This is a genomic window from Candidatus Chloroploca mongolica (assembly GCF_004762035.2).
Lineage (GTDB): Bacteria > Chloroflexota > Chloroflexia > Chloroflexales > Chloroflexaceae > Chloroploca > Chloroploca mongolica.
Genome location: NZ_SIJK02000065.1, coordinates 19,054 through 29,183 on the forward strand (window position 1 = coordinate 19,054; position 10,130 = coordinate 29,183).

General features: G+C 63.5%; 11 protein-coding genes. All 11 read right to left on the reverse strand.

Going from position 1 to position 10,130, the window contains the following annotated elements:
* On the reverse strand, positions 1 to 406 hold a 406-nt coding region (locus EYB53_RS21735; RefSeq protein ID WP_205712723.1), incomplete at its 3' end, for a hypothetical protein.
* Positions 403 to 669, reverse strand: coding sequence for a hypothetical protein (locus tag EYB53_RS21740; RefSeq protein WP_135481009.1), 267 nt, complete (start codon positions 667 to 669; stop codon positions 403 to 405). The genes EYB53_RS21735 and EYB53_RS21740, both read right to left, overlap by 4 nt.
* A 73-nt stretch (positions 670 to 742) precedes the next feature.
* Positions 743 to 2,866, reverse strand: a complete 2,124-nt coding sequence (locus EYB53_RS21745; RefSeq protein WP_135481011.1) for an ATP-binding protein — start codon at positions 2,864 to 2,866, stop codon at positions 743 to 745.
* Positions 2,863 to 4,161 carry a Pvc16 family protein gene (locus EYB53_RS21750; protein WP_135481013.1) on the reverse strand — a complete coding sequence of 433 codons (1,299 nt, stop codon included), beginning with the start codon at positions 4,159 to 4,161 and terminating at the stop codon, positions 2,863 to 2,865. The genes EYB53_RS21745 and EYB53_RS21750 overlap by 4 nt, the downstream gene beginning before the upstream one ends.
* On the reverse strand, positions 4,158 to 4,979 hold the full coding sequence (locus tag EYB53_RS21755) for a hypothetical protein (RefSeq protein ID WP_135481015.1): 822 nt from the start codon (positions 4,977 to 4,979) through the stop codon (positions 4,158 to 4,160). Before EYB53_RS21755 ends, EYB53_RS21750 begins: the two co-directional genes overlap by 4 nt.
* A complete protein-coding gene (locus EYB53_RS21760) occupies positions 4,976 to 5,713 on the reverse strand; it encodes a T4 family baseplate hub assembly chaperone (protein ID WP_205712724.1) in 738 nt (245 codons plus the stop codon). The genes EYB53_RS21755 and EYB53_RS21760 overlap by 4 nt, the downstream gene beginning before the upstream one ends.
* Positions 5,710 to 6,237, reverse strand: a complete 528-nt coding sequence (locus EYB53_RS21765) for a phage tail protein (RefSeq protein WP_135481017.1) — start codon at positions 6,235 to 6,237, stop codon at positions 5,710 to 5,712. The genes EYB53_RS21760 and EYB53_RS21765 overlap by 4 nt, the downstream gene beginning before the upstream one ends.
* Positions 6,238 to 6,267: 30 nt before the next feature.
* The gene (locus EYB53_RS21770; protein ID WP_135481020.1) at positions 6,268 to 8,148 is read right to left on the reverse strand and encodes a phage tail sheath C-terminal domain-containing protein; all 1,881 of its coding nucleotides are present in this window, start codon (positions 8,146 to 8,148) and stop codon (positions 6,268 to 6,270) included.
* A 74-nt stretch (positions 8,149 to 8,222) separates the two neighbouring features.
* Positions 8,223 to 8,471 (reverse strand): hypothetical protein, encoded by a 249-nt coding sequence (locus EYB53_RS21775; protein ID WP_135481022.1) that lies wholly within the window; start codon positions 8,469 to 8,471, stop codon positions 8,223 to 8,225.
* A 106-nt stretch (positions 8,472 to 8,577) separates the two neighbouring features.
* Positions 8,578 to 9,435, reverse strand: coding sequence for an AfsR/SARP family transcriptional regulator (locus EYB53_RS21780; RefSeq protein WP_167857542.1), 858 nt, complete (start codon positions 9,433 to 9,435; stop codon positions 8,578 to 8,580).
* 163 nt (positions 9,436 to 9,598) lie between these two features.
* Positions 9,599 to 10,030, reverse strand: coding sequence for an ester cyclase (locus EYB53_RS21785; protein ID WP_167857543.1), 432 nt, complete (start codon positions 10,028 to 10,030; stop codon positions 9,599 to 9,601).
* Between the last annotated feature and the right edge of the window lie 100 nt (positions 10,031 to 10,130).

Below are 10,130 nucleotides of genomic sequence, written 5' to 3' on the forward strand. Positions count from 1 at the left end.
GCTGCTGTATATGCTGGTCATTTTGCGAATTGTTGAAACCGAGATCGGGCAGCGACGTGCCTGGATACTTGCGCCGTTCATCGGCATTAGGGTCGCGGGTGGTTGATGTCGGCGGCGGGCCATCGCGATGAATCGCTGCCGGGGCGCTTAGGCTCAGCGCCGGAATTGTGCCGCCGCCCACGACGCTATTGGCGACGCGCTCGGCCTCCTGCTCGTAGCGGTCGCCGGGTTGGCTGATCGCCAGGCTGCTGCGCTGGAGCGTGCCGGCGAGGCGCTGTTGTTTGCACGCCGCGCACTCGCCACCGCCGCTGGTGTGCTGGCCGCAGGCGCACTGGCGCTGTAGGGTGAGGCCCGTGGCGGGTGTTGTGGCTGGGTTCTGTTTTGCGCTCTGCCGCTGCATGCTCATGGTCGCTCCTTCGTCCCCAGCCCTGCGTACACCGCCTGCGCGATCTGCCCGCCTAGTGCTCGCGGCTCGCTGCCCGCCGTCGCGATCGTGCCAGCCTCGAGCGTGGGCATCGCCGCGCCCGCCGCTAGCTCCGGCGCCAGGCCGCCCGCCGTCAGCAGCCGAGTTAGCTCGACCTCGACGGCGGCCCGCACTAGGCGCGCTTGCCCCGGCCCCAACTCAAGCCCGTCGAGCACCAGCCGATCAATGTGCAGCGCGATGTTCATGCTTCGCTCCCTGCCGGCACTGGTGCCAGCACCAGCCCGTCGAGCACCAGCCGATTAATGTGCAGCGCGATGTTCATGCTTCGCTCTCTGCCGGCACTGGTGCCAGCACCAACCTGGCGGGTGTCTCCCAGCCTGCCAGGTCGGCAGCGCTGCCGGAGCGGCCCTGCTTGCGCCACTCGGCCAGCGTCGCCTCGCGCAGCAGATCGATGGTTACAATGCCATCGCGCGCTGCGGCCATGAAGGCGGCGTTGAGCGCGATGTTGCGGATCTGCCCGCCAGTCAGGCTTGGCCGCGCCAGCTTGCCATAGTCCAGATCTTGGGCGCCATGCACGCCCGCCGGGAAGGCGCCGCGCCAAATCTGCTCGCGCTCGGCCTTGCCGGGAAACGGAAAATCTACGATGAAGCGCAGCCGACGCAGGAACGCCTGATCCAGAGCGCCCTTCATATTGGTGGTCAGGATTGCTAGCCCGTCGTAGTTCTCCATGCGCTGGAGCAGATAGCTGACCTCAATGTTGGCGTAGCGGTCGTGGCTGTCCTTGACCTCGGAGCGCTTACCGAACAGCGCATCGGCCTCGTCGAAGAGCAGGATCGCACCGCTCTGCTCGGCGGCGTCGAAGATCCGCCTGAGGTTCTTCTCGGTCTCGCCGATATATTTGCTCACCACCGCGCTCAGGTCGATGCGGTACAAGTCAAGGTCGAGCGCATGGGCCAGCGCCTCGGCGGCCATGGTCTTGCCGGTGCCGCTCTCGCCGGCCAGCAGCACGCTGATGCCGAAGCCATAGCTCATCGCCTCGCGGAAGCCGTAGTCGTCGTAGACCGTGCTGCGATGGAGCACCTGGTCGCGGATCTGCTCGATCTGTGCTTGCGCGGTCGCCGGCAGCACGAGTTGCTGTAGCTGCGCCTTGGGCTCGATCCGTTGCACCAGGCCATCGAGCAGCGTGCGGGCGCGAGCGCGGCAGAGCTGCCAGGCATGCGCGCCGATCGACTCGGCCGCTTCTGATGCGCCCGCGCTCGCCTCAGCCGTCATGGCGATTTCGCCCGCATTCAGGCTAAACTGCGCGGCCAGGCGCGCAGCCCAAGCGTGCTCCGCCGGTGGGAGCACTTGCTCCCAGATCGCGCGCTGCTCGCGCACTGTGGGCGCGGTCACCGCAATCGCCAGCGCCGAGTCTAGGCCCGGCAGCGACTGCCCGGCGTCCACTAACACCACACCACCGATCCGCTCCAGCAGGCGCAGCACCGGGGCGACGTTCTCGTCCGACACATCGCTGGCCTCAACCAGCAGCGCGCACTGGTGAGTGAGCCGGAGCTGGCGCTCCCACAGCCGGACGAAGGTCTCCAGGTCGCCCACGACAGTTGGGATCAAGCTGGCCGGCAGCCGATAGAGCCTGAGCCCACCGGACTGGGCGATATGCCAGGCGAAGAGGCGTCGCCCGGCGGCGTTCGCGCCGAGGAGCCGGGCCAGCACCGGCCCTGGTCGGCTAGCCCGCTGGTTAAGTTGGACCAGGCTGGCCTCCAGCAGCGCCGCCTGCGACGGCGCTAGCAGCGCTACGTCGGCGTCCAGATCGAGCGGAAGACACAGCAGCGCCAGGCGGTCGTCGAGCTCATTCGCCCCAACAATGTAGTTGACCACCCACTCATCGGCGCGCAGCCCGGCGGCGATCAGCGGGGTGTTGGTGGGCTGGCTGATCTCGATCAAGCGCCAGGCCCGCAGCGGGCGCTCAGGCGCAAGCACCAACCAATCCGAGGCAGCGGCGAGGCGAGTTGTCTGCGCCTGCTGCTCCGGCATCAGGGCATCCCACGCGCTATCATCGCTCATGTGTTGCGCCAGTGCGAAGGTTGGGTAGAGCTGGCCGCTCGCGCCAGCGCACAGGCGCGCGATCGCGCTATGCAGCGCGTGGCCCAAGCAGAGCAAAAACAAATCGCGCTCATGCGGCTCCAGGCCGAGACGATCGGCGATCTGCACCAGACGATGCTGCGGGTTCGCTTGCATGGCCGACTCGAAGGCTGCCCGCGCCTGCCGCACCGCATCCACATGTGGCGCGGGCGACGCCGCAACTGTGGGCTGGCTCCAGGTGAAAAACCCCGTCCGCTGGGCCGGTGCCGCGCTCTGTGGCGGCTGGAGCAGCGCGAGCCGCAGCTGGAGCCAGTCCAGGCCAAGTGCGAGCACATCAATCGGTTGTGATGACTGTACGATCATGTGATGCTCACGTTCGGCTGGATGTAGCGGTAGGGCAGCTGGCTGTTTGGGTCAAGCGCGGCATCGCCAGCGTTGGGATCGTAGGGTCGGTCAGGATCATGGCCCCTGATCACCAAGCTCTCCGCCCCATCCACCTGCAGGCGCACCAGGTAGCGCCCAGGCTCGACGCCGACTAGGTTAAATGTCACTGCCGCGTCGGCATCAGGCTCCCCCGGAGGAGGAGGTTGTCGTGGCGGCAGATCAAAGCTCAGTGCGTGGGCCTCCCGATCGGCGGGCGGGTCGAACTCGTTCAGCAGTGCGCTTGCCCGCTGCCCCTTTCCAATCGGCGGCATAACCATGATTGTCAGTTTGCCGTTCGCCACCTCCAGCCGCGTAATGGTTGGGCGCAGCACAAAGGGCAACACCTCAGACCCGACCGCCCGGTAGGGGTCGGAGGGCCTGCCGAGGGGCAGTTTATGGATGACCTGCACACCGTGGGCGCCCGCCGACAGCGCCGTCAGGCTATCGGCAGAAACCGTCAGCAACGCATCGGTCGCGGCGGCAAGCGGAAGAGGCTCGCCACCGTCGAAGCTTACAGCGGCAGCCTCGCCGAGCAAGCGTTGCCCGACGATCTCTAGTGGCAGTCCACCGACAACGATCCCATCCTGGCGCTCAATCGAACGCACGGCGCTGATCAACGGCCGGCTCATAGACAGCCCGGTTAGCCCCCGCTCACGCACCGGCAGCGCCGCACGGATCGGCACCTCCCTTTCGATCAGTACCACGGTGGCCTCGTAGGTGATCGAGAGCGCGTAGGGCGTCTGGAAGAAGATCGACCAGAGCTTCGAGAGCTCGTCCAGGTTCAGCACGCCGGGCACGATCTTCACTCGCTCAACCGAGTCGGCTAGATCGGTGTCGGCAAGATGCTCGACATTTTTGGTCTGGTCGCGGATGTTCTTCTGGCTTAAGATGGCATTGGTATGCAACTCGGCCACGGCGAGGCCGAGCAGGCGCTGAGGCACCAGTTTGCGCTCGTCGCCGTAGAAGCTCAACAGGTAGTGCAGATCGAGGGCTGCCTGGGGGCGCTGCGCGATCTGCCGCCCGTCGCTGCCGCGGGTTGGCAGGTCGGCGTTGCGCCAGGCCGCGTTGGGCGTGACCCGGTAGAGGAAGAGGTGGATGGTGGACTGCTGGTCGTTGGCTGGCTGGCTGGGGCGCTCGGCCAGCACGTTTATTCCATCGATATGGCGCTGGCAGGCCTGCTGCAAGTTCTGGCGCAGCACCTCGGTTACGGTTGCAATGGCGAGATAATTACTCATCGGCGGCCCCCGTCGCGCTGGCGCAAATACTCGTCGAGGCTCATCACCGAGGGCATGGCGCGTTCCGTGCGCGTCGGGCGTGCGGGCGCTGTGGCACGCACTTCAATGCGCCCAATCGTGACCTGGATGGTCGGCATTGGTGGCGCGGCATTGGTGACATCGGTTCCGGCGTGGCGTGGGTGGGGCCGCACGGGCAGGTCGTGCAGGGGTAGGGGTAGCGCTGGCACTAGCCGTGTCGTCGCATCTGGTGGTTGGGCCTGCGTAAGAGCAACCGGTTGAGGCGGCTGGATCGTGCGTGGTAACAGCGCGGCGAGGGCAGCGGCCACAGGTCGTGGTTGTGCTGGTGCCGGCTCGCCGGGCACGTGACGTGCCCGATCGTGTAGCACGACAGGCTCGCTGAGGGCGTGACGTGCCCGATCATGTGGCACGATAGGCTCGCTGGGTTGGCCTCGTATTGGCGTACGCGGGAGCGGATCGGCTGAGACCACAAGCGGCTGCGGCGTAGCAGGCGTGGGCAAGAGCGCAGCGCGCTGCTCCTGGCGACCAGGAGCAGGCTGCGCTGGTGCATCTGGCACGGTGGCGGCTAGCCTGGGCAGTGCGCGTGGCGACTCAAGCTGCGCGACCATGGCTGGCAGCGGTGGCGGCGCGGCGACAACAGGCGCGGGCGGTGGCACACGGGGTGCTTCCCGCTCAAAGGCCAGCTCCTCCAGCCCGACGGGCGCGCCAGCTTCAGCCTCAAAGCGCGTGAGCAGGCGCGGCGTAACCTGTGGGGTTTCGCTGAGGCTACGGGCGGCCAGGATATTGAGAAAGTCGCTCATCCGCGCACCATTTCCAAGTAGTAGCGGCGACGCCACGGGCTGAGGGCCAGGATATCGGCCTCGTGCCAGCCGTAGGCCCATGCCAGCGTATGCACGTCGCGCAGGGTCTGTTGCACCCATGCCTCCAGTTCGCTCCAGAAGAAGCTCACGATATCAAAGCTCGCCTGCCAGCCGTGGTCACAGTCCGGGCAGTTCATAGCCAGGCGTACATCAGCCTGCGGATCAGCCTCGGTCATCTGCGCGGCCAGCAGCGCCAGCAGCGCTTCGGGAAGATCCACAGCGGGCAGCGGCTTACCGGCATAGCTCGCCTCCAGGACACAGCGAGCGACCAGTTGCGTGCGAGCGGTGGCGCGATCGGCGCACCGAGCCAGCGCGTCAAGGTCGAGGCTGTTGGGTAGACGTGCTCGCAGCGTATAGCCATCGGCGACGAGCGTCACTTCTGTTACGCCATCCGGCGCCTGGGCGCAGATGTCGCCAGTACTGAAGGTCAGCTCAAGCTGCGCGCCACAAGCCGGACAAGAGGCCACACTCACCAGCTGTGGCCCGAAGGTCAACTCGCGTAGCGCCAGCAGGCGGGCGTCACGCTGGCCGATGCTGAGCGAGGCCTGGAGCTCAGGTGGCTCGTCGCATGCGGCAACGAGCAGCGCCAATGCCCGGTAGGAGGGCGACTGGCCTTGACCGTGCTCCCATGCTTCAAGCAACTGGGCGGCGGCAAGCTTACGCAGCGCGATCAAGCGGGCGGCTCGACATAGCTTGGCTCGCTGGGCTCCGCCACCTCGTAGTCGCGCTCCCAGCCCTCATTCTCAAGCTTGATATGCTGAATGACGACCGCGTTCGCGTTGGCGTCGAAATCGGACATGCTTTGATACTCGGAAACCCAGCAGCGGTAGATCTTGTAGGCAAGTACCAACTGCCCAGCCTCATTGTAAAGTTCGAGGATGATATTCTTGCGAAAATCCCGGAGCGACACTTCGCTCCCCAGGCCGGAGCCGAAGTTCCAGACCTTATTGGCCCACTGCTCGAACTCTTTGTCGTGAGTCACGCCGCGCTCGAGCGTAATTGCCTCGTACTCGGTGCGGCCCGGTGACTTACGGCTGCTACTGGGATCGCCGCCGTCACGGTGCTTGACCACCTCGGTGGTGCGCTTGAGCGCACCGACCTTGCTGACCCCCGCGACATATCTTCCGTCCCATTTGACACGAAACTTAAAATTCTTGTAGGGGTCGAAGCGCTGCGCATTGACGCTGAACTGAGCCATCGGCGGCCTCCCTGACGGCGTATTCGAGGATTAGACCTCGATCTGGCCGGTAATCTGCTGCAACTTAATGAAGACGAACTCGGCAGGTTTGAGCGGCGCGAAGCCGACCATAATATTGACTTTGCCTTCGTTGATATCGTTCTGGGTTGTCGTCTCCTTATCGCACTTGACAAAGTACGCATCGCGCGGCGTCGTGCCCTGGAACGCACCCTGGCGGAAGAGGTTATGCATAAAGGCGCCGACATTGAGGCGGATCTGCGCCCAGAGCGGCTCATCGTTCGGCTCGAAGACGACCCACTTTAGGCCACGGAAGAGGCTCTCCTCGATAAACAAGGCCGTGCGCCGCACCGGGATGTGCTTATACTCATCACCGATCTCGTTTGCGCCGCGCAGTGTGCGTTCGCCCCAGACCACCCGCCCGTAGACCGGGAATGAGCGCAGGCAGTTGATGCCGAGCTGATTGAGCACGCCATTCTCATCGTCAGTCAGGCTGACCTCCAGCCCAATGATCCCGTTCAGCGAGGCGTCGATTCCGGCCGGCGCTTTCCACACACCACGCGTGGCATCAGTACGCGCCATCACCCCGGCTACAATGCCGCAGGGCGCGAAGCTGTCGACGGCTCCGCTGATCGGATCAACCTGCCGGACGCGCGGGTAAAAGATCGCCGCGTTGCGGGCGAGCGTGCCAGAGAGGTTTAGCTCATTGAGTTTGGCCTGCGGATCCGAAACGAGATCATCAACATCTCTCCACGCCGGCGGTGGGTCGACGATCAGCATCGCGCGCCGCGCCACGCAGAAGCTGAGCGCGTCCTGGTAGACGCTGGTGCGCAGGCTATAGTCCGCAATCTGCTCATCCGGTTTATCTGGCGGAATACACAGCAAGTTAAACAGATCGACGCGCTTGAGAGCTGTTAGGCCGCGCTGGTAGGCTGCAGGGTCGAGGTCGAGCGGTCCGCTATCGCTCTCTGGGTCTGGCTCTGTGGCAGTCGACGCTGGCCCGGCCTTGCTCAATGCCTGAGTCACGAACGTGGCAATAGCATTAGCATCATCTGTCTTGGGAAGCCATGAGATATCGAGCTTCCCGTCAGCTCCGGGGGCTACTTTTGCTTTGACGAGCGCCTGGACAGCGGTGGCTATGGTTTGGGGTGCGGCGAGCTTCTGTGTGGCGGTTGTTAGCGCAGCACGTGCGTCTTGAACCTTCTTGATGCTGTCGCTCTGCTGGTTCGTGCTTTCACTAAGTGCGGCCTTCTGTTTGTCTACGGTTTCGTTCGCCGCAGTCAGTGCAGTGGTCAGTTGAGGGGTCAAGGCGCTATCAGCATTTGTGATTATGAACTGCATAAGAGACTGCGCTGTTGCCTCAGCGGCTCGCACATGAGCAAGCGCGAGTGCCGTCGCCTGCGCTTGCGGTGCGAGCGTGTCTTCTGCAGCGCGTAGCGCTTGGCGCTGTTTGTTGACTTCCAAGATCAGAGTTAGATCTGATGTCTGCTTTGAAGCTTCCTCCTGAACGGCCTTGAGGACAGTTCCAGTTGTCGAGTTTGCCTTTTTAGCCTCATTTGTAGCAGCCGTGAAGAGCGCCGTCGCCGCCGAGACAGCAACAGCCTGGACTTGTTTGCTCGCTCCAGCATCCGCCGCACTTGGCGGATCCCCTCTGAAGAGTCGCACGATGATCGCCTGGCCGCCGCCGTTGAGGAAAAAGTCGCGCACGGCGTAGCTCAGCGGATAATCGGCAGCGAGGTCGCCGAAGAGCCGCACGAAGCTGCCGTAATCGAAGATCGTCGTCGGCGTGTTCACCTTCCCATGCTTGGTCCGCCCCATGAACGCGGTGATTGATGTTGCCACCCCCGTGATCGTCCGTACGCCACTAGCGATCTCCTCCACATAGACGCCTGGATAAGTCGGTGTGATTGACACAGCACTGCCCCTTCGAGATACCTTGATCGTCGATCTTCATGCACTACGCGGGATGCCCCTCGGCGCCATCGTGCCTAGCGGCGTAGGCACGTGCGTCGCAGCCATTGCCGAGCCCGCCAGTTCCACCCCTGTACAACGCCAAGACGGTCAAGGTACTGCTGGATAACATCGGTCACATCAGCGAGCCTGCGGACGTAGCGGCGCTCACCGCTGGGGATATGGGTAATATATCCGCGCCACAGCGCCTTCTTGGTCGCCTCGTCAGTTTGCTCGCGCCAGATCTTAACGATAAATGAGTGGGTACGGGTCTCCAGCGGCTCCATAACGATCTCCGATAGGGCGATGGCGTGCGTAGGGCGATGAGGCTGGATAGGATTAGTGTAGGCGTCTGGTGATCCTCAGGCGATCCTTAGGCGTTCCCCAACTGTTCTACGGCTCAGGATTCTGTGCCTCGGGCAAGGGCACTAACGCAAATTGGATCAGCAGCCGCTCGATCTCGGCGATTTGCTGGTGCAGTTGATTCTGTGCCTCAACCAGCGAGTCATAGGTGTGGCGCAGGTTCTGAACCATGCGCTCAATGGCCAGGGGCGCCGAGGCTGGGGGCGGCGCGACCAGCACATTGGCGCGGATCTCATTCCTTAGGTTGATGGTCAGTTCAGTGGGCTCCGTATCAAGCTCCTCACGCAGGGCGGTAACACAGCGTTCGAATTGACGGAGGGCAGTGGTGCGGTCGCCAGCAAGGGCATGCAGTCGCATGAGGCGGCGATGGGTCTGCTCGTGGGCGCGGTCGTAGCGCAGTATCGCGCTACCATAGGCCATACCAGCCTCAAAGGCACCATGTGCCTCACAGCGCGCCAGCAACTTGTCGAGCAAGGCGAGGTAGATTGCCTGCAGGCGCTCGCGCTCAAAGAGACACCAGTCGGTGTAGCAATCCTCAAGGAGATCGCTCCTATAGCACGCGACGGCGGCGGCGATCTGCTGGGCCTCCTCGTCGCTCAGGCTCTCACCAGGGCGACCGCTTACCTGAGCAAAGATCAGCTCTAGGAGCGCCACATCCAGGACGATCTCGGCGTGCGGGTTGATCTGCACCCAGTCTTTATCGAGCAGCAGGGGCACACCGGGGAGCGCTTGCTGAAGCTGGTGCAGGGCCTTGCGGAAGTTGGCCCGTGATTGTCCTGGGGTGATATCGCCCCATAGTTTACTAGCGAGTAGTTCACGTGAGTGCGACCGGCTTCGATAAAGGAGCAGGTAACTAAAGAGCTCCTGTGCTCGGCGCGATTCAATCATGACAAGCGTCTGATCATCCTTGCAAATCCTCAGCCTTCCGAAGAGATGGACATGGAGCATCACGACACGGCCTCCCTGATATCGCTTCTCAAAAGCTCGTGGCGGGACGATCTGGAAATAGTGCTGGCTACTGAGGCAAACCACCCATATTCTTGCGCCTGTTTCAGGCCGAGGCTGCTGGCAGACTCCCTCCCAGTTGCTGATACAGGCTAAGCGCATCGAAAAAGAGCCGGAGTTCGGCGATCCTTCCATCGCTAGAGTGGAAGCACATGATCCCCGATAAGGTCACCAGCGTTCCCGTTGCCGGCATGCCCCAAAACACACCCCTATGGGTGGCGCGGCCAGTCCAACGCACCATCGCCTGGTCGGACGATGAGAGCATCTCGTCAATCAGGACATAGGCGTCGGGAAATGCCGCCCGTGCGCGGCTAAACGCACGCTTCACTGCCTCTCGACCGCAGAGCGGTGTGTCAGCCTGCGGAACATGGACGCAGAGGTTCTCAGTGGCGACCTGGTCGAGCACTGCCAGCCGACCAACATTGACGAGGTCACCCATCACCTGGGTGACGAGGTACGCGGTTGTGGACGTTCCCACAGCTCTCCTCGCTTCCCCTCCAAAAACGAGGCTGGAAATGGTATCATTGACCTACACTCCCCACCACGTGATCGCTGGCGCTGGCTGCGCCCGTCGGTCA